The organism is Telluria sp. PB2R4, from assembly GCF_059685695.1.
On the sequence record NZ_JCASIC010000010.1, the window covers coordinates 148,923 to 174,672 of the forward strand.

The 25,750-nt window shown below is 67.4% G+C and carries 25 protein-coding genes; 8 read left to right on the forward strand and 17 right to left on the reverse strand.

Annotation, left to right across the window (positions count from 1 at the left end; genetic code table 11):
- Nucleotides 1-1,101 (reverse strand): DUF3108 domain-containing protein, encoded by a 1,101-nt coding sequence (locus AC56LU_RS17125; protein ID WP_497176821.1) that lies wholly within the window; start codon nucleotides 1,099-1,101, stop codon nucleotides 1-3.
- Between the two features lie 120 nt (nucleotides 1,102-1,221).
- Here AC56LU_RS17125 and AC56LU_RS17130 point away from each other — a divergent pair, with 120 nt between their 5' ends.
- A complete protein-coding gene (locus tag AC56LU_RS17130; RefSeq protein ID WP_497176822.1) occupies nucleotides 1,222-1,929 on the forward strand; it encodes a PhaM family polyhydroxyalkanoate granule multifunctional regulatory protein in 708 nt (235 codons plus the stop codon).
- A gap of 61 nt (nucleotides 1,930-1,990) precedes the next feature.
- Here AC56LU_RS17130 and AC56LU_RS17135 read toward each other — a convergent pair whose 3' ends face one another.
- Together AC56LU_RS17135 and AC56LU_RS17140 are read right to left on the reverse strand one after the other, a co-directional pair.
- The gene (locus tag AC56LU_RS17135; protein ID WP_497176823.1) at nucleotides 1,991-2,398 is read right to left on the reverse strand and encodes a DUF1428 domain-containing protein; all 408 of its coding nucleotides are present in this window, start codon (nucleotides 2,396-2,398) and stop codon (nucleotides 1,991-1,993) included.
- 26 nt (nucleotides 2,399-2,424) lie between these two features.
- Nucleotides 2,425-2,943, reverse strand: coding sequence for a hypothetical protein (locus AC56LU_RS17140; protein ID WP_497176824.1), 519 nt, complete (start codon nucleotides 2,941-2,943; stop codon nucleotides 2,425-2,427).
- Nucleotides 2,944-3,120: 177 nt separating this feature from the next.
- Here AC56LU_RS17140 and AC56LU_RS17145 point away from each other — a divergent pair, with 177 nt between their 5' ends.
- On the forward strand, nucleotides 3,121-4,923 hold the full coding sequence (locus AC56LU_RS17145; RefSeq protein WP_497176825.1) for a serine hydrolase domain-containing protein: 1,803 nt from the start codon (nucleotides 3,121-3,123) through the stop codon (nucleotides 4,921-4,923).
- Between the two features lie 116 nt (nucleotides 4,924-5,039).
- On the forward strand, nucleotides 5,040-8,285 hold the full coding sequence (locus tag AC56LU_RS17150) for a patatin-like phospholipase family protein (protein WP_497176826.1): 3,246 nt from the start codon (nucleotides 5,040-5,042) through the stop codon (nucleotides 8,283-8,285).
- Here AC56LU_RS17150 and AC56LU_RS17155 read toward each other — a convergent pair.
- The 6 genes from AC56LU_RS17155 to AC56LU_RS17180 all read right to left on the reverse strand — a co-directional run bounded on the left by AC56LU_RS17155 (nucleotide 8,282) and on the right by AC56LU_RS17180 (nucleotide 14,503).
- Entirely contained in the window at nucleotides 8,282-10,018 is a 1,737-nt protein-coding gene (locus AC56LU_RS17155) for a response regulator (RefSeq protein WP_497176827.1), read from the reverse strand. The genes AC56LU_RS17150 and AC56LU_RS17155 overlap by 4 nt on opposite strands.
- The gene (locus AC56LU_RS17160; protein WP_497176828.1) at nucleotides 10,015-10,716 is read right to left on the reverse strand and encodes a sensor histidine kinase; all 702 of its coding nucleotides are present in this window, start codon (nucleotides 10,714-10,716) and stop codon (nucleotides 10,015-10,017) included. The genes AC56LU_RS17155 and AC56LU_RS17160 overlap by 4 nt, the downstream gene beginning before the upstream one ends.
- A 106-nt stretch (nucleotides 10,717-10,822) precedes the next feature.
- Complete coding sequence (mnmC1, locus tag AC56LU_RS17165) at nucleotides 10,823-12,475, reverse strand: FAD-dependent 5-carboxymethylaminomethyl-2-thiouridine(34) oxidoreductase MnmC1 (RefSeq protein WP_497176829.1); 1,653 nt, start codon at nucleotides 12,473-12,475, stop codon at nucleotides 10,823-10,825.
- A 7-nt stretch (nucleotides 12,476-12,482) separates the two neighbouring features.
- On the reverse strand, nucleotides 12,483-13,019 hold the full coding sequence (locus AC56LU_RS17170; RefSeq protein ID WP_497176830.1) for a DNA-3-methyladenine glycosylase I: 537 nt from the start codon (nucleotides 13,017-13,019) through the stop codon (nucleotides 12,483-12,485).
- Nucleotides 13,020-13,152: 133 nt separating this feature from the next.
- Nucleotides 13,153-13,845 carry a DUF4142 domain-containing protein gene (locus tag AC56LU_RS17175; protein ID WP_497176831.1) on the reverse strand — a complete coding sequence of 231 codons (693 nt, stop codon included), beginning with the start codon at nucleotides 13,843-13,845 and terminating at the stop codon, nucleotides 13,153-13,155.
- Nucleotides 13,846-13,939: 94 nt separating this feature from the next.
- Nucleotides 13,940-14,503 carry a DUF4142 domain-containing protein gene (locus tag AC56LU_RS17180; RefSeq protein WP_497176832.1) on the reverse strand — a complete coding sequence of 188 codons (564 nt, stop codon included), beginning with the start codon at nucleotides 14,501-14,503 and terminating at the stop codon, nucleotides 13,940-13,942.
- A gap of 219 nt (nucleotides 14,504-14,722) precedes the next feature.
- Between AC56LU_RS17180 and AC56LU_RS17185 the strand changes: the two genes are divergently transcribed.
- Nucleotides 14,723-14,995 carry a hypothetical protein gene (locus AC56LU_RS17185; protein ID WP_497176833.1) on the forward strand — a complete coding sequence of 91 codons (273 nt, stop codon included), beginning with the start codon at nucleotides 14,723-14,725 and terminating at the stop codon, nucleotides 14,993-14,995.
- Between the two features lie 128 nt (nucleotides 14,996-15,123).
- Here the strand turns inward: AC56LU_RS17185 and AC56LU_RS17190 are convergent, their stop codons facing one another.
- Nucleotides 15,124-15,591, reverse strand: a complete 468-nt coding sequence (locus AC56LU_RS17190; protein WP_497176834.1) for a GyrI-like domain-containing protein — start codon at nucleotides 15,589-15,591, stop codon at nucleotides 15,124-15,126.
- Between the two features lie 286 nt (nucleotides 15,592-15,877).
- Here AC56LU_RS17190 and AC56LU_RS17195 point away from each other — a divergent pair, with 286 nt between their 5' ends.
- Nucleotides 15,878-16,501 (forward strand): GIN domain-containing protein, encoded by a 624-nt coding sequence (locus AC56LU_RS17195; RefSeq protein ID WP_497176835.1) that lies wholly within the window; start codon nucleotides 15,878-15,880, stop codon nucleotides 16,499-16,501.
- A 112-nt stretch (nucleotides 16,502-16,613) separates the two neighbouring features.
- Here AC56LU_RS17195 and AC56LU_RS17200 read toward each other — a convergent pair whose 3' ends face one another.
- From AC56LU_RS17200 to AC56LU_RS17220, 5 genes are read right to left on the reverse strand one after another with little or no spacing between them, the layout of a single operon-like run.
- Nucleotides 16,614-16,949: a DUF4326 domain-containing protein gene (locus tag AC56LU_RS17200; protein WP_497176836.1), complete on the reverse strand. Its 336-nt coding sequence runs from the start codon at nucleotides 16,947-16,949 to the stop codon at nucleotides 16,614-16,616.
- 17 nt (nucleotides 16,950-16,966) lie between these two features.
- The gene (gene arsH, locus AC56LU_RS17205; RefSeq protein WP_497176837.1) at nucleotides 16,967-17,683 is read right to left on the reverse strand and encodes an arsenical resistance protein ArsH; all 717 of its coding nucleotides are present in this window, start codon (nucleotides 17,681-17,683) and stop codon (nucleotides 16,967-16,969) included.
- An 11-nt stretch (nucleotides 17,684-17,694) separates the two neighbouring features.
- Nucleotides 17,695-18,975: an arsenic transporter gene (locus AC56LU_RS17210; protein WP_497176878.1), complete on the reverse strand. Its 1,281-nt coding sequence runs from the start codon at nucleotides 18,973-18,975 to the stop codon at nucleotides 17,695-17,697.
- Nucleotides 18,976-18,988: 13 nt separating this feature from the next.
- Nucleotides 18,989-19,471 (reverse strand): arsenate reductase ArsC, encoded by a 483-nt coding sequence (locus tag AC56LU_RS17215; RefSeq protein WP_497176838.1) that lies wholly within the window; start codon nucleotides 19,469-19,471, stop codon nucleotides 18,989-18,991.
- Nucleotides 19,472-19,479: 8 nt separating this feature from the next.
- Nucleotides 19,480-19,809: an ArsR/SmtB family transcription factor gene (locus AC56LU_RS17220; RefSeq protein ID WP_497176879.1), complete on the reverse strand. Its 330-nt coding sequence runs from the start codon at nucleotides 19,807-19,809 to the stop codon at nucleotides 19,480-19,482.
- Nucleotides 19,810-19,968: 159 nt separating this feature from the next.
- On the opposite strand from AC56LU_RS17220, the gene AC56LU_RS17225 reads away from it, so the two are divergent.
- From AC56LU_RS17225 to AC56LU_RS17235, 3 genes are read left to right on the forward strand one after another with little or no spacing between them, the layout of a single operon-like run.
- Complete coding sequence (locus AC56LU_RS17225; RefSeq protein WP_497176839.1) at nucleotides 19,969-21,282, forward strand: NAD(P)-binding domain-containing protein; 1,314 nt, start codon at nucleotides 19,969-19,971, stop codon at nucleotides 21,280-21,282.
- Nucleotides 21,283-21,310: 28 nt separating this feature from the next.
- Nucleotides 21,311-22,513, forward strand: coding sequence for an MFS transporter (locus AC56LU_RS17230; RefSeq protein WP_497176840.1), 1,203 nt, complete (start codon nucleotides 21,311-21,313; stop codon nucleotides 22,511-22,513).
- A gap of 52 nt (nucleotides 22,514-22,565) precedes the next feature.
- Nucleotides 22,566-22,880: an ArsR/SmtB family transcription factor gene (locus tag AC56LU_RS17235; RefSeq protein ID WP_497176841.1), complete on the forward strand. Its 315-nt coding sequence runs from the start codon at nucleotides 22,566-22,568 to the stop codon at nucleotides 22,878-22,880.
- Between the two features lie 57 nt (nucleotides 22,881-22,937).
- Here the strand turns inward: AC56LU_RS17235 and AC56LU_RS17240 are convergent, their stop codons facing one another.
- Nucleotides 22,938-24,149, reverse strand: a complete 1,212-nt coding sequence (locus tag AC56LU_RS17240) for an MFS transporter (protein ID WP_497176842.1) — start codon at nucleotides 24,147-24,149, stop codon at nucleotides 22,938-22,940.
- Nucleotides 24,150-24,488: 339 nt separating this feature from the next.
- Entirely contained in the window at nucleotides 24,489-25,742 is a 1,254-nt protein-coding gene (locus AC56LU_RS17245; RefSeq protein WP_497176843.1) for a DUF2264 domain-containing protein, read from the reverse strand.
- Nucleotides 25,743-25,750: the final 8 nt, after the last annotated feature.

The window sequence follows — 25,750 nt, forward strand, 5'->3', positions numbered from 1 at the left end:
TCAGAATCCTGGTTGGGTCATGGCGATGTGCTTCACCGTTTGCGTGGTCACGGCGCCATTCACTTCGCTGCTGCGGATCTGTACCGGCAGCCAGCCGTGCGCGGGCGAGAGCCAGATGTCCAGCCGCGACTTGTACGAGCCCGGCCTGGGCGGGCGCGTCACCCGCACCGTCTGCAGGCGGCCCAGGGACGTGTCGATTTCCTCCGGCCCCACGACGTTGATGGTGTAAACGCTGGCCCCGCGCTCGTCGCCGACAAATATGTCGATATCGCCGGAAAGCTGCCCATGGTCGCCGCGCGCGATGGCCGTCAGCTGCAGCGGCACCGTGGCCTTGTCCTGCGCCCCGGGCAGCAGCGCGTAGGTGTCCTGCGAGGCGGAAAAAGTCACCTTGTTGGCGGGCCAGTCGAAATGGGTTGCCGTCAGTGCGCGGCCACGCCGCTTCTCGGTCATCTTCACCGGCGCCAGGCCGGTATTGCCGAGGTGCCCTTCGCTGGTGAGCACCGCCAGGTTCACCCGCGCGAACACGATCCGGATGCCGGCTTCGAAGCGCACCCGATAGGCCTGGTCGTTCCGTTTCCACGACAGCAGGGCCTGGCCGCTCCAGCGGGTACCGTCGGCATCCACCCGCGCCACGTCATAGGTCAGCTCGGCCGGCGGCGGCACGTCGACCTGGTAGCGGCGGATCGTGTGCACGATCGGGGCCGGGCCGGGCTCGGGCACGGCCGGTGCGGCTTCGGCGGCAGCCACCTGCGGCGCGGTGGTGGGCGCGGGCGGCGTGGTCACTTGCGCCGGCGGGACGGGCGGCGCCGGTTCGCCCACTGCCTCCTGCGCAATCGCAATCGTGGGCAGCGGTACAAAATTAGGCAGCGGCGGCTGCACGATCTTCGGCGCCGGCGGCGGCACGGGTTCCGCTACCTGCGCCTCGGACGGCATCGATGGCAGGAGCTGCGTGAGGTTGATCGATGCGTCGCCCTCGCCTCCTGGCAGCGCGATGCCCCGCGTGCCGGCGGTAAGCCAGCCCAGCACCAGCCAGTGCAGCAGCACGATGAGCGTGCACAGCACCAGCGCGCGGAGCCGCTGAGGTTGGTAAGCGGAACTCATGCCGCTAGTGTAGCCTGAGCGCGGACGCGGCGCAGGCGGCTGCCGCATCCGTTTATCGCACAGGCTTTGTCCCGTGTTAGTTATCTGCTACGCTAGGGTGTCCACCCAAGGGAGAAAACGATGCTCAAGCCGCCCAACGCTACCGGAATGCCTGATTCGCTGGAATTCGTGAAAAACCTCTGGGGAAGCATGAACATCCCCGGCGTCGGCATGCCCGGCATGCCCGGCATGACCGGCTCCAGCCTGTCCACCGACGAGCTGGACAAGAAGATCGCGGACCTCAAGGCGGTCGAATCCTGGCTGAACCTGAACCTGAGCATGCTCCGCGGGACCATCCAGGCGCTCGAAGTGCAGCGCGGCACGCTCGCCACCCTGAAGGCCATGGGCGACAGCATGGCGCAGGCCATGCAGCGCGCCGGCAGCGACCCGGCGCCGTTCACGCAGTTCTTCGCGCAATCGGCCGCCGCCCCGACGCCTCCCCCACCGCCGGCGCCGCAGGCCGACAGCGCCAAGGCTGCGCCGGGCCAGGCGGACACGGCGGGTGACGGGGCCGCCGGCAGTGCGATGCCGGCAGCGGTCGCCTGGTGGAATTTGCTGCAGGATCAGTTCCGCCAGGCGGTCAGCAGCGCCATGCCTCCAGGCGGCGCCGCGCCCGACGCGCAGGGCAAGGCCGACGACAGCGCGGCAAAAGCGCAGCCTGCCGAACCGAAGGCGCGCGGCGGCTCGCCGCTCGATGTCTCCGGCGGCGCCGAGCCGGCCGCGCCCGCCAGCCCGGGAGGCAATGGCCGGGTCGGACGCAATCCGCGGGTGAAAGCCGACAAGGGCTGAGGCCCGACCAGCTCCTGCCGACCTACGGGAACTGGGGCCGCACCGAAAAAGCGACTCGGCCTCAGGCGGGACGCGAGCAATCGAGCATCGGCTGGAATCCACCGGCGATCAGGCGCGCGCCATCGAAAACCGAAGGCTCGCCGCCGAACTGCATGCGCGGATCGGCCGTCACTTTCTCCATCCCTTCGTCGCGGCTGCGCTTGTCCGGCCATTCGATCCAGGACATCACGACCGTCTCGCCGCTTCCTGCTCCAGCGGCGGCATGGAAGCCGCCATAACCAGCCGACGGCTGGCGCGCATCGATGCCATGGTAGGTCGACGCCTCGGGGCCGGCCTCGTCGAGCCAGCACTCGACCAGGCGCAGCGCGCCGTGGTCGCGCACGACTTCCCACGACAGCCGCGCAAGCTGCTCGTAGCGCGCCCGGTTCGCGCGCGGTACCGGGCCGAGAAAACAGTCGATATACGTCATGGTTCTTCTCCCGGGTCAGCGACACTTCATAGCACGAAGCGATCCAGACCCACGACGGCCGACACCGCAAGCGAAGCCACGACATAGCACAGCAGCTGGTCCTTCCAGCCCAGGGCCAGGCGCCTGCTCGCTGCCACGACCAGCGCGATCAGCCCGGCGGCCACCAGCACCGGCAAGGTCCATTTTCCCATCCCCCAGTACATGCTCACCCGCGCCTCGTCGTTCGGATGCAGCACGCTGACCAGGCCTGCGGTCAGGCGCGAGAATGCCGCCGTGTACAGGAACGCGAAGGCGATGTGCGAGCCGCTGCGTTGGACCAGCACATAAGCCACGATCCCCTGCAGGATGGTGAGGACGGGGCCGGCGGCGTCGGCCACCATGCGCTGCCACGGCTCGGCGGGCGTCAGATAGCGCACCACATTCAGGCCGAACTGCATGTCGATGCCCATGGCGGACCCGGCAAGCCAGTGCGCACCTTCGTGCAGGAGGTTAGTGATGAAGAAGACGACAACGAGCCAGATGAAGAACGAGGGTTTGAGCTTCATGAAGACACCGGTAGGTACAGCGTTGAGAATGCCTGCCAAATCAAGGTATGCACTCTACTGTAATTACTAGATGTTTTCTAGCTTGCAACGATCTCCGTCGATATCCCGCGGATTTCACCGTGATTTCACCGCCCGCTCGCTATCTTGCGCACTTGTCCACCTCGTCATTTGCCAAGATTGAATACACTCATCACCCTACTGGCCCTGTTGCTGCTCGCTGCCCCACTACACGCGGCAGAGGATGTCGGCCCGCAGCTTGCCCACCTCCTGCGCGAGGGGGGACTGCAGGGCGCAGTCTGGACCACGCTCGACACCCAGGGCGCCGCCGGTGTCGCCGATGCGCGCACCGGCACACCGATGCGGGTCGACCACCGGGTGCAGGTCGGCTCCATTGCCAAGACCGTGCTGGCAACCGGCATTCTCCGCCTGGTGAGCGAAGGGCGCGTGCGCCTCGACACGCGCGTCGGCACGCTGCTTCCCGGCATACGCTTCGATAATCCCTGGGAGGCCAGCGACCCCGTGCGTGTCCGGCACCTGCTGGACCATACGGCCGGGCTGGACGATGCGCGTCTATGGCAAGTCTTCAGCCTGCGGGCCAGGCCGGACACGCCGCTGTCGGCGGCATTCCCTGCCGGCAGCGGCGTGTTGCGCGTCCGCCAGCGTCCGGGCACGCGCTTTTCCTACTCGAACATGGGCTATACGCTGCTCGGGATGGTGGTCGAAGTGATCGCCGGACAGCCCTACGAGCGCTACCTGGACGCAGCGCTGCTGGCGCCACTCGGCATGCACGACAGCAGCTTCGGTTTTGTCACGCAGGACCGCGACCCGGGGCTCGCCATGGGACACTTCGAGGATGGTGTGGCGCATCCCGCCGTGCCCTCGTGGGTGCGTCCCGCAGGCCAGTTCACTACCACCGCTGCCGACATGGGCCGCCTCGCGCGCTTCCTGATGAGCGACGGCACCGTTGCGGGACAGGCTTTTATCGACGCGGCGCTGTTGCGGCGGATGGGTGCGCCGGATGGTACCGAAGCCGCACGCGCCGGTTTGGACGTTGGATATGGCCTGGGCCTGCGCACTGTCGACCAGCACGGCGCCATCGCAAGATGCCACAGCGGCAACACTGTCGGCTTTCGGGCAAATCTCTGCCTGTTTCCCGACACGCAGCAGGCATTCTTCATCGCCATCAATGCCGATAGCGAAACCGCCGACTACGGGCGTTTCGATGCCGTGCTGACCCGGACGCTCAGGCCGGTGCCGGCCACCATGCCGTCGCCTGTCCCGGCGCATGGCTCCACCGCCGCTGCCGTTGCCACTGCCGTTGCCGATCCCTGGACAGGCTGGTATGTCCCGGCGCCGAACCGCTTCGACAGCTTCCGCTTCGTCGATATCGTCCTTGACGTCATCCACGTCGGCAGTGACGGCCGGTCGCTGAGGCTCGCGTCCTTGCAATCCGCTCCCGTGACGCTGCGTTACCTCGACGGCGCGCTGTTCCAGGCGCCAGGGAAATGGCGCGCGTCGCACGCCCTGTTTGTCACGCCGGAAGGAGACCGTGTCATCAGCACTGGGACGCGGAGCTATCGACAGCTTCCGGCATGGCGCATGCTGTCGCTGTGGACCAGCGTCGCCGCGGGGGTCGTGGGGCTCGCCTGTATCGTCGCCAGGTCCCTGGCAAGACTGGCCATGCACCGCATGTCGCGCCGGGATCCCCTGCTGGCGCCGTTCGCCGGCGCCCTCGCCCTGCTGCTGCCGATCCCCTTGTTCTACCGGCAGTCCTTCCTGCAGCTGGGCGACCTGACGCCGGCAAGCGCCCTGCTCGCTGCCGTTTCCGCCGCCTTGCCGCTGGCCATGTTCGCTGGCCTGGGCCTGTCGCTGCGACGACAATCCATCAGTCGCGTGGACACGGCGGCCATGCTGGCGGTCCTGCAACTGAGCCTGATGCTCGCCTGGTGGGACCTGCTGCCGCTGCGCCTGTGGGCATGACAGGACAAACTCAGCCGCGCACTCTTGATCTAATCGGTAGCGCCCGCCTTACCGGCGTGCTGAACTGGCTCAGCGGGAATGCTTCCATCCCGCCCACGTCTTCAGCAGGAGTGCGCGTGCCCTCTTTTGATCCTGCCACCCTGGCGCCGGCCCAAATCGCCGACCTGCGCCGCAAACTCGAGGCGGCTGGCTGCCGCCCGCCGGCGCATGCCTGCACGCTGGGCGAGCTGGCCGAGGCAATCGTCGAGTTCCGCCGGCGCGAGGGGATTGCCGGCCGCGGCGTGCTGGACGAAGCCACCCTGCGCCACCTCGATGAGGTCAGCGGCGCGACCTTCAGCGACGTCTTCCGCGACGAACTCGACCTGCTGCACCCCGATCCCGACAGCACGCCGGACACGGAGCTGTCGGCACGCGCGCATCGCGCCGGCATGGTCGGGCTGGCGCTGTCCGGCGGCGGGGTACGCAGCGCCACCTTCGGCCTCGGGGTGCTGCAGGCGCTGGCGGCGCAGGGACTGCTGCGCCATCTGGACTACCTGTCCACCGTCTCCGGCGGCGGCTTCATCGGCGGCTGGCTGTCCAAATGCATCCACGAACACGGCGGCGACGTGCGCAAGGTCGAGGCGATGCTGGCGCCGCCGGCGGGCGAGGCGGAAGCCCCGGCGATCCGCTTCCTGCGCCAGTACAGCAACTACCTGTCGCCACGCGGCGGCATGTTCAGCGCCGATACCTGGACCCTGATCGGCACCTACGTCCGCAACACCGGCCTGAACCTGACCATGCTGGTCGCCTGGCTGTGCGCCCTGCTCCTGCTGCCGCGCGTTGCCGTCTGGGCCGTGCACCGCGTCGTCGATCCGGGCGGGCCGTGGGCGCTGTACGCCGACATGGCCTGGATGGCAGGGATCGTCCTGTTCCTGTTCGCCGTGTTCTGCATCGCCCTGAGCATCTCCAGCAAGCCTTCCGGCTCGCGCGGGCAGCGCCGCTTCCCGCTGTCGCAGGGCGCGGTGCTCTGGTGGATCAATCTGCCGCTGCTGCTGGCGGGCTTTCTCGGCAGCATGGGCCTGTGGCGGCATGGCGGTGAAGTGCCGTTCTGGCAACTGGGCGTGATGCCGTCCCAGCTGCAGGGGCGCGCCCAATGGCTATTGGCGCCCGGCTTCGTGTACTTCGTGGTGTGGGCCTGCGGCTGGTACCTGGCCCACGATCGCACCAGCGTCTACCGGCGCGCCGGCTACACCATGTGCGCCGCCGCTTTCGTCGCGGTGCTGGCGGTGCTGGGAGCGGCGGCGCGCGCCTTCGCACCCGAGATGATGCTGCGCCTGACGTCGCTTGATGCCGGCGTCCACCTGGTGAACGGCCTGCTGGCCCTGTCGGCGGTGCTGGTCCTGATCGCCGTCGCGCTCGGCGTGCTGCACCGCCTGCAGCCGCGACCGCCGTCGGCCGACCTGACGCGCGTCGAGATGCTCGAAGGCGTATCGCACCTGGCCTGCGCCCTCGGCGCGCTCACCATCGGCACGGTGCTGCTGCTGGCCGGGCTGTCCCTGCTGCCCGACCCGAGCACGCACCCGGTACTGAACAATGCGATCGCCCTCACCACCTTCGGCATGCCCCTGATGATGGCGCTGTTCGCCGGCACCATGACGCTCATGATCGGCCTGGTCGGACGCATGTACAGCGACGCCAGCCGCGAGTGGTGGAGCCGCCAGGGCGCCTGGACCTGGATCTTCGCGCTGGCCTGGGTCACGATGTTCGGCGTCGCCTTCTTCCTGGCCCCGCTGCTGCACTGGGCGTGGTTGACCTACAACCCGTGGTCCTACATCAGCACCGCGCTCGGCTGGCTGGTGATGACCTGGTTCGGCCTGAAGGCCGGCAGCAGCAGCAGGACGGGCACCTACGGCAGCATGCGCGCCGCCGATTCCCGGCTCGACCTGGCGGCGCGGCTGGCGCCTTACGTGTTCACCGCCGGCGTGTTCGCGCTCCTGAGCGCGCTGGTGCAGGCGGTGGTGGCGCCGCCGCAGGTCGACTGCCCCCTGCCTGTCACCCTCGCCTGCGTCTACGGCGCCCACACGGCCGCCACCCTGGCCACCGGGGGCGACCGGCTGGCGGGCACCTTCGCGGCCTTCCTGGGCGCCGCAGTGCTGCTCGGCTGGCGCGTGGACATCAACAAGTTCTCGCTCTACATGCTGTACCGGAACCGCCTGGTGCGCGCCTACTTCGGCGCCAGCAGCCGTGCGCGCAAGCCGCATCCCTTCACCGGCTTCGACCCCGGCGACGATCCGCTGCTGGCCGACCTGAAGCAGCAGCGTCCGTGCCACATCATCAACACCTCGCTCAACCTGGTCGGCGGCGAGGAACTGGCCTGGCGTACCCGCAAGGCGGCCTCGTTTACGTTCACGCCGCGCTACTGCGGCTTCGAGCTGCCGGCCGGCTCGGTGGGCACCTCCGGAATTTCTTCGACCGGAAACGCGCAGTCTTCCGAGGCGTCGCGCGGCTGCTACCGGCCCACCCATGCCTACGCCTCGCGCTCGGGCGCCGGGGCCGACGACGATGCCGGCGTGCGGCTCGGCATGGCGGTGGCGGTCTCGGGCGCCGCGGCCAGCCCGAACATGGGCGCGCACTCCTCGCCGCCATTGAACTTCCTGATGACGATGTTTAACGTGCGCCTCGGACGCTGGTGCCCCAACCCGCGCCGGGACGCCTGGCAGCAGTCCTCGCCGCCGGTCGGGCTGTTCAGCCTGCTGGCCGAGCTGTTCGGCCTGACCAATGCCGACGCCAGCTACGTCTACCTGTCCGACGGCGGCCACTTCGACAACCTCGGCATCTACGAGCTGGTGCGGCGGCGCTGCCGCCTGATCATCGCGGTGGATGGCGCCAGCGACGGCCACCTGGCCTTCGAAGACCTCGGCAATGCGATCCGCAAGTGCGGCACCGACCTGCACGTGCGCATCGACCTGGACGTCTCCAGGCTGGCGCAGCTCGGCGGCGAAGGCCTGTGCGGCGCCAGCTGCGCGGTCGGCACGGTGCGTTACAGCCAGGTGGACCAGGGCGGCGTGGACGGCACGTTGCTGTACCTGAAGCCCGCCATCGTCGGCCGCGAGAACGCCGACCTGCTCAACTACCGCAAGGTGCACCCGGCCTACCCCCACGAAAGCTCGGTCGACCAGTGGTTCGACGAGACCCAGTTCGAAAGCTACCGGGCGCTGGGACAATACATCGGCGAATGCGCGCTGGGCGACGCCGTCAGCGGAGCGCGCACCCTCAATACTGGCATCGACGTCGCCAGCCTGTGCGACCGTCTGGCGCGCCGCCACGGCGCGCAGGTCGACGGGCCGGCCGCCTGCGCCGACGTGCGCGGGCAGTGCCGCTAGGCGGCCGCAATCCCGGTGTCCGGCGCGGTGTCGGGCGCATCGGCTGGCGGCTCCTCCACCTTCGGCACCAGCATCAGCAACTGTTCCATCAGTTGCGCAAAGCGCTGCTGCCCCGGCTGCAGCCGGTCGACATGGGCCAGCACCCCCTGCGCCTCGTCCATCAGCTCCGCGCTGTAGCCGCGCTGCTGCATGTGCGACACCATGATCTGCGCCGAGTTGAACAGGATGCGCACATTGTGCGGCAACGCCGTGCGCGCGTTGCGCATCCACTCGACCGCTTCCGCCAGCTTGCCGGTCTTCCACAGCAGCACGCCCTGGTTCATCAGGTCGATCGCTTCCTTGCGCGCGGCGCGGATCAGCTTTTCGCCCTCCTCGCCCATGCGCGCCTTCTCGAAGATCTGCTGTACTTCGTCCTGCAGGAAGCTGTTGTCGTGGTTGTTGCGGATCACGTAGCACAGCAGGTCGACCGGCGCTTCCTTGACGCCGACCGCGAACAGCAGGGTGGCCATCTCGAGGCAGGTCGGCACGTCGGGACGTTCCGGCGTGGCGGCAAGCAGCGCTTCCAGCTCGTCGCCGGCCTTGCGCGCCCGGCGGTAGTCGCCGCTCTCGTGGTAGACCAGCCCTTCGGTGATCTTGGTGCGCAGTTCCATGTCGGGATGGTCGGCGCCGAACTCGCGCTGGGCCGCGATCAGCAATTGCAGCGCTTCCTTCGGATCGTTCTTCAGGCCGCACACGCGCGCCAGGCCGAGATAGGCGTCCGGGGTCTTGCGGATCGAGTACTCGCCGATCGCGATGCACTTGCGGAAGGCCTTCTCCGCCATGCCGACGTTCCCCAGCTTGAGGCAGGCCTGGCCGAGGTTGCGCTGGCGCGGCACCGAGTTCGGCGACAGCTTGGCTGCGCGTTCGAGGATGCCGAGGGCTTCCTCGTGCTTGCCCATGCTCTGCCAGGCCAGCGCCAGCTGGTCGTAGGCGTCGATGTAGTAGCGGTTCTCGGCGATCACGGTCTGGAACATCTGGCGCGCCTGCTCGAATTCGCCGTCGGCCAGACGGATCTTGGCCAGGCCCGAGCGCGCCCACTGGTACTCGCGCTGCGCCAGCACCCGCTCGTAGGTTTCGCGCGCCTTGGCCGGCTCGCCGCTTTTTTCCATCAGCCGCGCCTTCATGCGCAGCAGGTCGATCTCGTGCGGTTTGTTCAACGCAATCTGCTCGTCGCACAGGCGCGCAGCGCGCAGGTAGTCCTTCTCGACGTAGGCCTGGTCGATCAGGCTGAACACCTGCTTCTTGCGCCAGACCCGGTTCAGGCGGCTCAAGAGCACGCCTTCGGTAATCGGCTTGACCAGGTAGGCGTCCGGCTGGTGCTCGGCCGCACCCATCACCGACTCGACGCTCTTCTCGGCCGACACCATCAGGAACACGCTCGACGGCAGCAGCAGGTTACGCATGCGCGCCTCTTCCAGCACCTGCTGGCCGTTCTTGCCTTCGCCCAGGTTGAAGTCGCACAGCACCACGTCGTAGCGTGTCTTGTTCAGCAGGGCCATGGCCTCGCCGCCGCTCGAGGCCTGGTCGATGTTGCGCGCGCCCAGGCTGCGCAGGGCTTCGCGCAGCAGCTGGCGCACGCCGATGAAGTCGTCGACCACCAGGTAGGTCTTGGATGCCCAGTCGACCTGGTCCGAGGCCGGGGAGGCGAAGGCGCCGGTGACCGCGCTGGTGACCGCATTATGGCTTGCGTTCATGGCAGCGTCAGGATGAAACAGCCGCCGCCCAGCCGCCCGCCGTTTTCGAGGCGCACGGCGCCACTGCGTCCGCGATGCCGGTGCATGCGCGCGACCTCGCGTGAGAAGTGCAGGCCAAGGCCCGCGCTATTGGTGAGGAAGTTGACGCCGCTGGCGGTGCCGCTCATCGCGGCGCTGCCGGCCTCCAGCAACGCTGCCGGGAAGCCGGCGCCGTTGTCCTCGACGCGGATCTCGAGCCAGCCATCGCGTTCGCGCGCGCTAAGGAAGATGCGGTCGCGCGTGTAGTGCACCGCATTGTTGACGGCATGCGAGACCACGCCGACGATCAGGTCCTCGTCGAAGTGCCACACCAGCGCCGGGTCGATGTCCAGCTCCAACTGGATGCCGCGCGACTCCAGCAGCACGCGCCCGAGCGCGACCACCTGCTCGGCCAGCTGGCCGACTTCGAGCGGCTGCACGTCGAACGGATACGCGCTGGTGCCGACATGCTTGTACAACGCCAGCAGCTGCATCAGGCTGTCGTTCAGGCGGCGCGTCTGGTACAGCATCTGCGCCATCTGCGGATACGCCTTCTCGGTCTCGGGCGACGCGTCGTCGAGCAGGCGCTCGAGCGTGCCGGACAGGACGCTGATCGAATTCTTCATGTCGTGCGCAGTCGACGCAAGGAACATGGACAGGGGCGAGTGCGATTCTTCCATCGGATTGACCGGTGTCTCGGCCGAAAAAGTTACCTTAAGTCAATTATACCGCCGAAGATTTGACACTTTATGGGGGAATGTAACTTATTGCGATAACGCAACAGTTTCAGTCGGTAGATTGCTGGTGCCGTGGCGCGCGGCGCGCGCGCAGCACGAAGCGTGCCGGGTCGAGCGCATCGACCAGAGCCGTCTCCAGCGGCAGCGGCTCGCCTTCCAGCTGCGCGGCCAGCAGTTCGGCGCCCAGCGGCGCCCAGATCAGGCCACGCGAGGCATAGCCAAGCAACCCATGGAGGCCAGGGTGGCGCGCCACGTCGCGCAGACGCTCGGTGGCGCCGGCGGCGGCGAAGTCAGGCAGGCGGCCCACCAGCGGCAGGCGGTCCGGCGCCACACAGCGGAATCCCACGCGGCCGGCCAGGGGCGCATCCTGGGCCGCGGCCGGGTCGGACACCAGGCCGCGCAGGCGTTCGATGTTCTCTTCGTGGCTCGACAGACGCAATTGCGGATCGTCGTCGAGATCGTAGGTGGCGCCGGCGCAGGTAATGCCCCCAAGCGTCGGGGTCAGGTAGGCTTCTCGGCACAGCACCAGCGGCAAGGCGGGCACGCTGCTGCTGTCCAGGTGGCTCACCTGCCCGCGCAGCGCCGCCAGCGGCAACTCGCGCGCTTGCGCCAGGCTGCGCGCGCCGGCGCCGTTGGCCAGCACCACGGTCGGCGCCTGGGCGATGATGGTGCCGCTTGCTCCGCGCACCAGCCATTCCTCACCAGCGCGCTCCAAGGTGACCGTGCCGGCGCCGAAACGGCGCACCAGGCGCTCGCCGCAGGACTGCAGCATCGCGTCGCACACGCTGCCGGGGCGCGCCCAGCCGCCTTGCGGGAACAGCCAGCCGCCGTCCGGCGCGGGCAATCCGAGCAGCGCTTCTGCTTCGGGGCGTTCGAGCCAGCGCGCGAAGTCCGCCGGATACTGCCCTTCGCGCGCGATGACACGCGAAACCTCGGCGTGGCTGGAATCGCGCGCCAGCTGCAGCACGCCGCAGGCCTGCCCTTCGATGGCGCCGCCGATGCCGCCCATCTGGCGCCAGGCGCGCAGCGCGTACAGGTAGGCGGCGCGCGTCAGGCGGGTTGGAATATTATCGTCACGCGACAGCAGCGGCATGAAGATGCCGGCCAGGTTGCCCGAGGCTTCCATCGCGGGCGACGCGTGACGCTCGACCAGCGCCACCCGCCAGCCGCGCGCGCACAGGCTGGCGCAGGCGGCGGAGCCGGCCAGGCCGGCGCCGATGACGATGGCGCGGCGCTCCGGAACTGCCGCAACCGGCAGGCGCGGCTTGCGGCTGGCGAAGACGGCGTGCCCGGTATCGCCCTCGAAAACGAATCCCTGGGCCTGCAGCGCGGCGCGCTGTTCGCCGTCGAGTGCACCCGCGAACAGGCGCGCGCCGGCGGCCACGATGCGTGCCAGCGGCCGCACGAACCCGGTCCCGGCGACGCCATTGAGCAGGACGGCGTCCGGCTGCGCCCCGAGCTGCGCCAATGCGCTGTCGAGCGGTGCGGCGAGCAAGGTGAGGGTCAGGCGCGGATCGTCCTGGGGAATGCGGTGGAAGCCTGGCTGCCGATCGGGGGCGAGCGCCACGATGTGCAGGCGTGCCGGCCGGTTTGCGTCAAGGCGCCAGGCCAGCTGCAGCTTGCGCACCGTGTCCTCGCTGCTGGCCGTAGCGAGCACCGTGTAGCGCTCGCGGCCGCGCCAGTGCGGGCCCAGGTCGAACATCGTCCGCCTACCGGGGCCCGGCGTGGCGGAAGCACGCCCTGTCGTGGTCGTCGACCACGCCGACGCCCTGCAGGTAGGCGTAGATGATGGTCGAGCCGACGAACTTGAAGCCGCGCCTGGACAGGTCTTTCGAGATGCGGTCGGACAGCTCGGTCTTGGCGGGGCGCGACCCGTCCGGCCAGTTGCTGACGATCGGCTTGCCGTCGACCCAGCCCCACAGGTAGGCATCCAGCGTGAGGCCCTGCTCGCGCATCGCCAGGTAGGCTTTCGCATTGGTGATGGCGGCCGCCACCTTCAGGCGGTTGCGCACGATTCCCGGGTTGGCCAGCAGCTCGACTACCTTGGCGTCGTCGTAGCGCGCGATTGTTGCGGCATCCCATCCGTCGAACGCAATGCGGTAGGTATCGCGCTTGTTCAGGATGGTCTCCCACGACAGGCCGGCCTGGGCGCCTTCGAGGTTCAGCATCTCGAACAGCGTGGTCTCGTCGTGGCAGGGCACACCCCACTCGTGGTCGTGGTAGGCGATATAGCGGGGATTGGCCATGTTGGCCCAGCTGCAGCGGACAGGGGAAATAGGCGCGTTCATGCCGACAGTATAAACGCGGCGGCGCCTTCGCAATCGTCGGGATCGAGATTGCCACCGGGCGCATCGGCGGGAAGCGAAAAGGCGCTTCGCCCTATTTCTTGTTCGGTATCGGTTCCTTGCCGGTGATGGTGCTGGTGTCGTTGCCCGGCGTGCCCGCGGTGCCGGTGGCGTTGCGCGCCGTGCGGGCAATCAGCTCGTCCGCCGCCAACAGGTGCTGCTCGACCACCGGACGCATCTTCATGGCGAGGGCCTTGATATCCGGGTCCTTGATCTTGTCCATGTTGTCTTTCAGCTGCTCGTGCGTGACGCGGTGGTCGCGCCGGCCCGACTGCTTGATGTAGGTACGGTCGAAGATATCGCCCTTCAGGGCCTCGAGCATCGCCCCCTTGGCCTTGTGCTTGACGGTCAGCTCCTTGGGCAGCTCGACGCCCTTGGCCAGGGCCAGCGCCTGTACCTCGGCCAGGGTCTTGGTGTGCTCGTCGACCATGCGCTGGGCGTAGGCCTTGACCTCGGGATTGACGGCCTTGGTGAGCGCAAGCTTGCCGGCGGCGATTTCGGCCATGTTGGCCTGCGCCATCTCGATCAGCGCCTTGCGGTCTGAACGGTCGAGCTTGGCCGCCGGGGTAGCGGTGGCCGGGCCGGCCGTGGTCTTCGCCGCGGCCGCGGCAGGCGCCGTGCCTTGCGTGACTGCCTGGGCCTGGACGGCGCCCGCGGTGAATAGCGCGCCGGCGAACGACAGCGCAAGCAGGCGGTGACGATGATGAATACGCAGCGTTTTTTGCATGGGGTTCTCCTTGATGCGTGCGTGCAGGCCGGCAGCCACCGGCCGCCGGCTTACTGCGTGGTCACAGGCTGCTGCTTGCCAGCCTGTGGATTGCTTACTTGCCGGACGTGGTGCCGGACTTGGCCACCGACATCTGCTGGGCCGCCTTCAGGTGCTGCTCGACCGTCGGGATGGTCTTGTCGGCCGCGGCCTTCACCTCGGGATCCTTGGCGCTCTTGCTGATCTTCTGCAGCTTGGCATGGGTGGCCTTGTGATCGTTCAGGCCCGCCTGTTTCATGTATTCCTTGTCGAAGGCGTCGCCGCTGAGCTTCTCCAGCTTGGCCGCCATTGCCTTGTGCTTGGCGTCGAGTTCGGTCGGCAGGGTTACGCCCTTGGCCTGGGCCAGCGTCTGCAGCTCGGACAGGGCCTTGCCGTGGTCGTCGATCATCTGCTGGGCGAAGGTTTTCACCTCGGCGTTCTGGCTCTTGCTCAGCGCCAGCTTGCCGGTTTCGACTTCGGCCATGTTGGCGATGGCCATGTCCATGAGCCCTTTCTTGTCCGCCGTGCTCAGCTTGGCCGCACCGGAACCGGTCGCGCTCTGGCCGCTGGTCTGGGCCTGCACACCGACTGCGCTGAACATGGCGGCTAGAACGGTAATCGCTAGCAATTTCTTCTGCATGAAGTTCTCCTGGTTTTCAATGGTTTCGGGCTGCAGAATCGGACCCGGCCGTGCAACCTTGGCTGATTGTTTGACATCGTGCGATGTCTACCAAGTCGAGTGTAGCTGGGCGACTTCCGGAACAGCGCGCGTTAGCTTTACTGAAATATCGATCCCGTGCGCGCGCTGCTGCGATGCGGCGTATAGTGGACTGGCGCGGCCGGTCCACGAAGTGAGGTCATGATGAAAACCGATTTATCTCCAAAGCAGTCCTGGCATGGGCTCCCGCTGAGCCCGGCACAGAACCGTGAAGTGCTCAACTACATCGAGCGCTGCGGGCGCGCCGGCGTCGATTGGGACACGCCTGAATTAAGAGCCATGATCGACGACATGCTCCACCCGCCGGAAATCGACGACGACGGCCGCGACGACATCGTGGAATGCGCGACAAACGAACTGTTCGCCGCGACCCACGAGGAACCGGGCGACAGGCAGGTCGACGACATTCCCTGAGTTGCGGGCGCAGGTCAAACGCCTGTCACAATCGGCAGGCAGAATGCACGTGTCCTTGGGAAGGGATGCTGGCGGTGCAAGCCGCCCTACCGGCGCCGGCGGTCGGGAAATATACCGGCACCAATTTTTTAAAGCAGAGGGATCAGGATGTCGTAGGCGTTGTCCGGACGGTTGCCGTCATCGAGCATCGGCGTGTAGCGCCGGTCGTAGCGCTCGATGCGCCAGCCTTCCTCGTCCTGCATCATGCCCAGCTGCTCGATGGCGGCGTAGCCTGTCAGGTAGGTGGCCTGCACGCGTGTCACCGGCCCGCGGTGGGTCAGCATCGCGTAGCGGCGTCCGGGGATGCGGATGCCGATCATGCCCGGCGGCAGCTTGTTGAGGTCATTGACTTCGGCCGCGACGCATTCGACACGCACGCCGTCCTTGTCTTGCAAGCTCACGCCGTAGCGCAGCCCGTTGGTGTCGCCCAGTTCGCTTTCGCGTTCCAGGAAGGCGCTCCAGGTGTCCTTCAAATCCGTCTCCAGAACCGACATTGGACCTGCCAGCGGCAGTCCGGCAAGCTTCATTTCAGGCAGGGTAACAGTTGAGATATGCATGATATCGGTTAGCGAGTAGACAAGAAAATTATAGCCTTAACTCCTCGACAATATTGTCACGTGCGCAATCGTGCGCACGCATTTTTTGCGATCTGGCAGGACAAATGTGCAGCAGCGCACATTGTTGTATTGACACCACGCCTGATCGCGGCCGTTCTCACTTGCGTGATACGCATATTCCGCTTTCGCCACCGTCCACCCTCGCATTCTTGCAGTTCGTCGCAAACGGCACGCCGGCGCCAAGCGTCTCCCTACAATGGACGCATACCACTTACCGGAGACCGCCATGCAACGCCTGATCCTCGCCACCGTCCTGTCCCTCGCTTCCTGGTCCGCCCATGCTGATGAGCAAGTACGCAGTGTGACGCCGTTCAAGGGCATCTCCATGCATGGCGCGGTCAGCCTGGTGGTAGAAGCCGGCAAATCGTATTCGCTCAGGATCGAGGGCGACCCGCGCTTCATCGAGCGTGTGACCAGCGAAGTGGTGGATGGCGAGCTGCGCCTGGACATGAAGGAAAGCAAGCGCACCAATATCGACAGCGACGACCGCGTGATCGTCACGCTGCCGGCGCTGCATACCTTCAAGGGCGAAGGCGCCGGCTTGATGCAGTTGAAGAACATTCGCGGCGAGCGCCTTGACGTCAACTACCGCGGCGCCGGCCGCCTGGCCATCGATGGCGAAGTGCGCCAGCTGCGCCTGCGCGCCCAGGGCGTGGGCGAAGTCGACACCAAGGCCCTGATTGCACAGGACGCCAATGTCAGCTTCGAAGGCATCGGTTCGGTCAAGATCACCGCCAAGAACAAGCTCAACGCCAACGTGCGCGGCATGGGCGAGCTCACCTACTACGGCAATCCGCGCGTGGTGAACAAGTCGGTGTCGGGCATCGGCAGCGTGGTCGCGGCCAAGTAATCAGTTTGGAGCGTCTGAAAAGCCACTCAGGCAAGGCGCATCGTCGCAGTGGCGGACCACGAAGACAGTACGCTAGTACGGCGAGACGATGCAACGCAGAATGAGGGGTTTTTCAGGCGCTCCGATTTGCGATGTCGAGTAGGACTTCGGCATGACAGGGACCGTCGAGCGGGCACCAGCAGGCGAGATTCAGGCCGCGCAGCCTGGCCCGCGCTTCGGCCGCCAGCTGGCGCCCGGCCGGATCTTCCTCGATCCAGCGCCGGTAGGCCGCCACCGCCTCCGCCACGCTCGGCATCGCGGTATAGCGGGCGCCCACCGGCGTGCCCGGCACGGCGTCCGGCACCACCGAGAACGGATTGCCCCAGCGGCCGGGACGCGCCACCGAGACCGTGTCCGGCGGCAGCTTCCAGCCTTTCTTCCTGCTCAGTTGCACACGTACCGGTGTCATCGCCGCCCCTGTTGCCTCTATAGCCGCGCGATCTGCGCGTCGATCTTGCGCAGCGCGCGCTCGCTGCGCTCACTATACCGGTCGGTCAGGTAGTCGGTGCGTCCGCGCATGAGCAGCGTGATCTTGAAGAGTTCTTCCATCACGTCGACCACCCGGTCGTAATAGGCCGACGGGCGCATCCGGCCTTCGTCGTCGAACTCCTTGTAGGCCATCGGCACCGAGGACTGGTTCGGGATCGTGAACATGCGCATCCAGCGTCCGAGCAGCCGCATCGTGTTTACCACGTTGAAGGACTGCGAGCCGCCGCACACCTGCATCACCGCGAGCGTGCGGCCCTGGCTCGGGCGCAACGCGCCCTGCTCCAGCGGGATCCAGTCGATCTGGTTCTTCATCACCGCCGTGATCGCGCCATGGCGCTCGGGGCTGCACCACACCTGCCCTTCCGACCACAGCGACAGCGCGCGCAGCTCCACCACCTTCGGATGGGTCTCGGGCACGCTGCCGGCCATCGGCAATTCCATGGGGTCGAAGATCTTCACCTCGGCGCCGAAGTGCGCGAGGATGCGCGCCGCCTCCTCCGTGAGGAAGCGGCTGAACGAACGCTCGCGCAGCGAGCCGTACAGCAGCAGGATGCGCGGCGGGTGACTCATGTCCCCGACCTGCGCCAGCTTGTCCATGCTGGGCATGTCGAGCTGGTCCGGATTGATGTTCGGCAGATTGGGAATCTTGTCCATGCTTGGTCCTTTCAGCTGAGGCGCAGCGCCAGCGCGGCCAGGGTGATGAGCAGGATCGGCAGCGTCAGCACGATGCCGACCCGGAAATAATAGCCCCACGAGATCGCGATTCCCTTGCTCGCCAGGACGTGCAGCCACAGCAGCGTGGCCAGGCTGCCGATCGGGGTAATCTTCGGACCGAGGTCGCTGCCGATCACGTTTGCGTAGATCATCGCTTCGCGCACCGCGCCGGTCGTGGACGTGGCGTCGATCGACAGCGCACCGACCAGCACCGTGGGCATGTTGTTCATGACCGAGGACAGCAGCGCCGTGATCATGCCGGTGCCCAGGGCGGCACCCCACACACCGTACTGCGCGCAGCGCTCCAGCAGCGCGGTCAGGTAGTCGGTCAAGCCGGCATTGCGCAGTCCGTAGACCACCAGGTACATGCCGAGCGAAAAAACCACCACCTGCCACGGCGCGCCGCGCAATACCGCACGCGTGGAGATCCTGTGGCCGCGCGCGGCGACGATGAACAGCACCAGCGCCCCCAGCGCCGCGACGGCGCTGATCGGGACGCCGGCTTCATCCAGCCAGAAGAAGCCGGCCAGCAACATGCCCAGCACCCACCAGCCGGCAACGAACGTAGCGCGGTCGTGGATCGCTTCGCCGGGAAGGCGCAGCTGGGCCAGGTCGTAGTCCTGCGGAATGTCCTTGCTGAAGAACCAGAGCAGCGCGCCCAGCGTGGCGGCCACCGACACCAGGTTCACCGGCACCATCACGGCGGCGTAGCGCGCGAAACCGATGCCGAAGTAGTCGGCCGAGACGATGTTCACCAGGTTCGACACCACCAGCGGCAGGCTGGCGGTGTCGGCGATGAAGCCGGCGGCCATCACGAAGGCCAGCGTGGCCCGGGGCGAGAAGCGCAGCGCGGCCAGCATCGCGATCACGATCGGCGTCAGGATCAGCGCCGCGCCGTCGTTCGCGAACAGTGCGGCCACCGCCGCCCCCAGCAGCACCAGCAGGATGAACAGGCGCCGCCCATTGCCATTCCCCCAGCGCGCCACATGCAGCGCCGCCCATTCGAAGAAGCCGGCCTTGTCCAGCAGCAGGCTGATGATGATCACGGCCACGAAAGCACCGGTGGCGTTCCACACGATGTTCCACACGACGGGAATGTCGCTTACCTGGATGACGCCGGCAAGCAGCGCGACGGCGGCGCCCGCCGATGCGCTCCAGCCGATGCCGAGGCCGCGCGGCTGCCAGATGACGAGGATCAGGGTGGCGAGGAAGATCAGGAAAGCGGGTAGCAAGCTCGGTCCCCCTTCACGCCGGCAGCAGGCCGCCGATGCGGTCCAGCTCGGCCTTGAAGCGGACACGGTCTTGCTCCAGCTCGACCAGAGGCAGCGCCAGGAAGGCTTCGATGCGGGCGCGCAGGATCGCATAGGCGCGCTCGAAGGCGGCGTCGATTTCTTCCGCGCTCCCTTCGACATGGCTCGGGTCGTCCACGCCCCAATGGGTGCGCATCACCGGGCCGAGATAGGCCGGGCAGGTCTCGCCGGCGGCACTGGCGCAGACGGTGACCACGATGTCCGGCGTTACCGGCAGGTCGTCCCAGGACTTGCTGTAGTAGCCCTCGGTAGAGATGCCTTTGCTGGCCAGCAGGGCAAGCGCTTTCTCGTTCAGTTTGCCGGTCGGCTGGCTGCCGGCGCTCAGCGCCCGCCAGCCGCCCGGGGCCAGGTGGTTGAAGACGGCTTCGCTGATGAGCGAGCGGCAGGAGTTGCCGGTGCAAAGAAACAGGACGTTCATGGAATCTTTCAGGAGGTGGTGTCGCAGGCCGGTGCGCAGACCGGGGTGCAGGGATTGCCGCCGCAGCAGTTCTCGGTCAGGAAGGCCAGCAAGCCGTTCATGGTGTCGAACTGCGCCGCGTAGATGATGAAGCGCCCTTCCTGGCGCGGCGCGATCAGGCCGGCGTGGCTGAGCTCCTTCAGGTGGAAGGAAAGCGAGGACGCGGGAATGCCGAGCGCTTCCGCAATCTTGCTGGCTGCCATGCCGGCCGGGCCTGCCTGCACCAGCAGCCGAAAGGCAGCCAGCCGCGAGTCCTGGGCCAGTGCGGCCAGTGCCGCGATCGCAGCGCTGGTGTCCATCTGGAGGTGTTTGGTTTCCATGGTTCTCGAATTATAAGGGATAGGATGGCGACCCTTCGAAGATTATCGAAATAATTTGACAGCTCGATGGCAAACGCTTTATTCTTTATTCGTTAAACGACGAATAGCGAATATTCAACCCATCCAGAGGAGACAAGCATGAACCAGATCGATACCACCCTTCCCGTCGCCGTGCTGGGCGCCGGACCTGTCGGCCTTGCCGCCGCCGCCCACCTGCTCGAACGCGGGATGACGCCCTTGCTGCTGGAAGCCGGCAGCGGCGTCGGCGCCAATCTCGCCGGCGTGCGCCACGTCCAGCTGTTCTCGCCATGGCAGTACAACGTCGACAAGGCCGCGCGCCGCCTGCTCGAAGAGGCAGGCTGGCAAATGCCGGCAGCGGACGCGCTGCCGAGCGCCGGCGAGCTGCTCTCTGGGTACCTGGAACCCCTGGCCACCCTCCCCGCCCTGGCCGGCGCCCTGCGCCTGCGGCACCGCGTCACGGCGATCTCGCGCGCCGGCGCCGACAAGGTCAAGACCCGCGGCCGCAGCGAAGCGCCGTTCCTGCTCCGTGCCGACACGCCGGACGGCGCGCGTGAGTTCCTTGCCCGTGCCGTGATCGACGCCACCGGCACCTGGTCGCAGCCGAATCCGCTGGGTGCGAACGGCATCCCGGCAATCGGCGAAGCGGCGCTGGCCGCGCGCATCGCCTACGGCATGCCGGACGTGCTGGGTACCCAGCTGGCGCGCTATGCGGGCAAGCGGGTACTGGTCGTCGGCGCCGGCCACTCCGCCGCCGGCACCCTGCTGGCTCTGGCGCAGCTGGCCACGGACCATCCCGGCACCCGGCTGGTATGGGCCACGCGCGGCAGCCAGCTGGCGCGCGTGTTCGGCGGCGGCGATGCCGACGGCTTGCCGGCCCGTGGCCGGCTGGGACAGCGCCTGCAGGCCTTGCGCGACAACGGCCAGCTGGAGATGCGCCAGGAATTCCCGATCGTGCACGTGAAGGAGGTGGCCGGCCGTATCACGGTGACCGACGCGGTGGGACACACCATCGAGGCGATCGACGAAATCGTCTGCGCCACCGGCGCGCGGCCCGACCTGGCGCTGACGCGCGAGCTGCGCGTGCGCCTCGACCCATGGCTGGAGAGCACCGATGCACTGGCCCCGTTGATCGATCCGAACGAACACAGCTGCGGCAGCGTACGCCCGCACGGCCACCGCGAACTGGCCCATCCGGAGACCGGCTACTACGCGGTGGGCGCCAAGAGCTACGGCCGCGCGCCGAACTTCCTGATGGCCACCGGCTACGAGCAGGTGCGCTCGGTGGTGGCGGCCATCGCGGGTGACTTGACTGCCGCGGATGATGTCCAGCTCGACCTGCCCGAGACCGGTGTCTGCAATACCCGCAGGGTCTACCAGCAGCCGGCAACGTCCTGCTGTACAGTGAAGGCTGCGGAAGCCACGTGCTGCTGAGCGTCCGCCATCGCTCCAGGAGAACAGCTTGTCATCCGCCCGCAAGACCATCGGCATCCTCGCCTTCACGCAAATCGCATCATGGGGATCGCTGTACTACGCCTTCGCCGTACTGGCGCCGGCGATCCAGCGCGAGCTCGGCATCTCCGCCGAAACCGCCTTCGCCGCATTTTCCTGGAGCCTGCTGGTGGCCGGCGTCGCCGCGACCCCGGTCGGCGCCCTGGTCGACCGGCACGGCGGGCGCTACGTGATGGCCGCCGGCTCGATCGCCAGCGCGCTCGGCCTGGCCTGGATGGCGCGCTGCACGACGGCCGCCGCCTACTTCGGCGCCTGGACCGTCATCGGCCTGGCGATGGCGCTGACCCTGTACGAAGCCGCCTTTGCGACCATCAACCGCAAGATCGAGGCCGGCGCACCGCGTGCGATCTCGAACCTGACCCTGTTCGCGGGTTTTGCCAGCACCATCTTCTGGCCCATGACGCTGGCCATCGCCTCGCAGCTGGGCTGGCGCGACACCTACCTGGCCTACGCAGCGCTGCAGCTGGCGGTGTGCCTGCCCCTGCACCTGTGGCTGGGACACGACGCGCCGCGTCCTCCCGCCTGCGCCGACGCGCCGCGCGACAGCCACACGCTGGCCGAGGCGGTCCGCCATGCGGCGTTCTGGAAGCTGGCGCTGGCCTTCTCGGCGAACGTCTTCATCTTTTCCGCGCTGGCGGTGCACCTGATCCCGCTGCTGCAGTCGCTCGGCCACAGCGCCGCCACCGCCGTGCTGCTGGCCGCCCTGGTGGGGCCGATGCAGGTGGCCGGCCGTATCGGCGAACGCACGCTGGCGCGCGACAAGGCGCCGCAGGCGGTGGGACGTTTCGTGTTCGCGACCCTGCCCTTCGGCCTGCTGGCGCTGGCGCTGCTGGGCACGCGGGCCTGGGCGGTCGCGCTGTTCTGCATACTGTACGGGATGAGCAACGGGGTGCTGACGATCATCCGCGGCACCCTGCCGCGCGCGCTGTTCGGGGCGCGCCACTACGGCGCGATCACCGGCGCGCTGGCGGCGCCCTCGCTGCTCTCGAAGGCGGCCGGTCCGCTGATCGCCGCGGCGATCCTGTCGGGCGCATCCGGCAAGCTCGTGCTGCCGCTGGTGCTGTTCGGCTGCGCGCTGGCTTCCCTGCTGCTCTACCTGTCGGCGGTCAAGCCCGCGGCCATGGCGGGCACCGCGGAAATCGCGGGCACTTGACGGCGCGGCGGCGGCTTCCTATCCTCGCAGCTTCAACAGATCGAAAGCGCACATGACCAGTTCCTGCTGCGGCCCGGCGGCGACGCCGGCGCCGTCCGACATCGACACCGACGACCTCGCCGCCCTGTGCAAGGCCATCGGCCACCCGGCCCGGCTGCAGCTGCTGCGCCACCTCATCCAGCACGGCGACTGCTACTTCGGCAGCCTGGCCGACGTGCTGCCACTGGCGCCCTCGACCATCTCGAAGCACGTGTCGATCCTCAAGGAAGCGGGCCTGATCGAGGGCTCGGCCGACGTGCAGCGCGTGTGCTACTGCGTGAATCCCGCGCGCCTGGCCCAGCTCAAGGAAGCCATCGGCGCGCTCTGACGGGCGTGCAAACAATATTTGCACCTGAGCGCCCCGGTGCAAATATTTTTTGCATGCCTAGCGCGGCGGCGCGTCGGTGCGCGGCAGCAGCACCGCCAGGATCCCCAGCAGCGGCAGGTACGAAGCGATCCGGTACACGTACTCGATGCCGGTGCTGTCCGCGATGGCCCCCATCGCGGCCGCGCCGATGCCGCTGATGCCGAACATCAGCCCGAAGAACAGGCCGGCGATCATGCCCACCTTGCCCGGCACCAGCTCCTGCGCGAACACCACGATGGCCGAGAAGGCCGACGACATCACCAGCCCGATCACCACCGACAGCACCGCGGTCCAGAACAGGCTCGCATAGGGCAGCGCCAGCGCGAACGGCGCCGCGCCCAGGATCGAGAACCAGATCACGCGCTTGCGGCCGATGCGGTCGCCGATCGGCCCGCCCGCGAAGGTGCCGGCCGCCACCGCCGCCAGGAACAGGAACAGGTACATCTGCGCCGACTCCACCGTGACGCCAAATTTCTCGATCAGGTAGAAGGTGTAGTAGCTCGACAGGCTGGACATGTAGATGTACTTCGAGAACACCAGCAACGCCAGTACGGTCAAGGCCCAGACCACGCGCCCGCGCGACAAACCCGGCCCGGCATGCACGGCGATCTTCTTCGTCACGCTGCGCAGGTGGCCGGCGTACCAGCGGCTGACGCCCACCAGCACGGCCACCGCCAGCAGCACCAGCAGCATCAGCCAGGCGATCCTGCCCTGTCCCTGCCCGACGATGATGGCGGCGGCCAGCAGCGGCCCGAAGGCAGAACCGAGGTTGCCGCCCACCTGGAACAGCGACTGCGCGAAGCCGAAGCGCCCGCCCGAGGCCAGCCGCGCGACGCGCGAGGCTTCCGGGTGGAAGGTCGAGGAACCGACGCCGATCAGGCCGGCCGCCAGCAGCAGCATGCCGAAGCTGCCGGCCGTGGCCAGCAGCGCCACGCCGAGCAGCGTGACGCACATCCCGGCCGGCAGCAGAAAGGGAATCGGGCGCTTGTCGGTATACAGGCCGATCCACGGCTGCAGGATCGAGGCGGTGCACTGGAAGCTCAGCGTGATCAGGCCGATCTGGGTGAAGCTGAGCGCGAATTCCTGCTTGAGCAGCGGATAGATGGCGGGCAGGACGGCCTGCACACAGTCGTTCAACAGGTGAACAAAGGCGACCGAAAACAGGATCTGCATCACCGCGGCCGGCGGTGCGGACAGCGCTGCGGACGGGTGCGAAGGTGGTGTGGACATGGGAAGGCGCAGGATGTACGCAGGGTGGACGCAGGATGAAGAGTCTTGCCAGTCTACTATGCGCGGCCGGAACGCGCAGACCGGTGCTTGCGCTGGAACAGAAGCGATCCCGACCACAGTCTCTAAGCTGAAACGAGAGCGCCGTTTACCACTTGTTCCGACGTGATATGTTGACTGAGCGCACAAACTGGATCAGGAGGAACACATGCACCACCTCACCGTTCAGCGCAACATCGCTTCGCGCCGGCTGTTTCGGCTACTCCTGGCGCTGGCGGCCACGGCCGCGTTGGGGCTGGCCATGTGGTCCCATGTATCAACCGTCGTCGTGCCAGCCCTGTGTCAGTACGTAACCGGATAGTCCTTCGGGAAGCTGCGGCCGCTGAACGCTTTCTTCTGGGTCCAATCCTGTCCTGGCGCGGTCCAGAAGGTGTCGCTGGCGGGCAGTCCCAGGGCCAGCAGGCTGCTTGATGCGATGTACATGCTGCCGTTGTTCGAGTACCAGTCCCCCAGGTCCGGCTGGTGGCCGCGAAAACCGATGGTCAGGAAGCCGTCTTGCGTGAAGTTGCCGGGCGCATCCCAGATGGCCCGGTGTACCGCATGCAGCGCGGCGCGCACCTGCCCTTCCGGCAGCGAGGCCGGAAGCTGTTTGCGCCAGGCCAGCAGGGCCAGCGGCTGGAAGGCGGCGGTGCGGTAGGTGAGCGAGCGGCCGATCGGCGGATAGCTGCCGTCGGGGCCCACGAAACGCTCCAGGTGTTCACAGTAACGCTGCGCGCGCCTGGTCGCCTGCGCCAGCAGTTCCTGCGGCTTGGCTTGCCAGAACGGTCCCTTCTTCGCGGCCAGTACGTCCAGCACTTCCAGCAGCATCGGATACATGACGTAGGAGTTGTAGTAGTCGAAGTGGAAGTCCTTGCCGTCCCTGATCCAGCCGTCGCCGATGTACCACTCGTTGATCTTGCGGATCGCCCCGTTCATGCGCATCGGGTCGAACTCTTCCCCGATCGACAGCAGCCAGGCTTCGTTCATCGCGGCGAACAGCAGCCAGTTGGTGTACGGGGGCTCGACCCGGCGCAGGCCCTTGATTTCCGCGATGACGCGCGCCTTGGTGGAAGCGTCGAGCGGCTCCCACAAGACCTTGGGCGCACGCAGCAGGGCATTGGTGAAATAGGCGGAATCGACCAGCGCCTGGCCCTCGCCCTTCCATGTCAGGTAGTCGGGGCTGCGCGGATCGACCGCGTTGGCATAGCTTTGCAGCGCCATCTGCTGCAGGCGTTGGCGCAGCTTGCCTTCCTGGGTGCCGTCCACCGGCAGGGCGAGCCACGGAGCGATGCCCGACATCAGGCGCCCGAAGCACTCGAGGTAGGCGACCGAGCGGTCGCGCCCGTCCCAGGTCGGGCTCACTTCGAGCGCGAACTTCTTTTTCAGTTCCCCCTTCGACATCAGGGTCAGGACCGGCTCGGCCATCCGCTGCAGCAGGCGCAGCTGGTAGTCGCGCTCCCCTTCGGCTGGCGCTGCGCCGAATGCCTGGCCTGCCGCGAGCATGCCTGGCGCGGCCGGCGCAGCGGCCAACGCACGCATGAAGTGTCGTCGTTCCATGTTCTAAC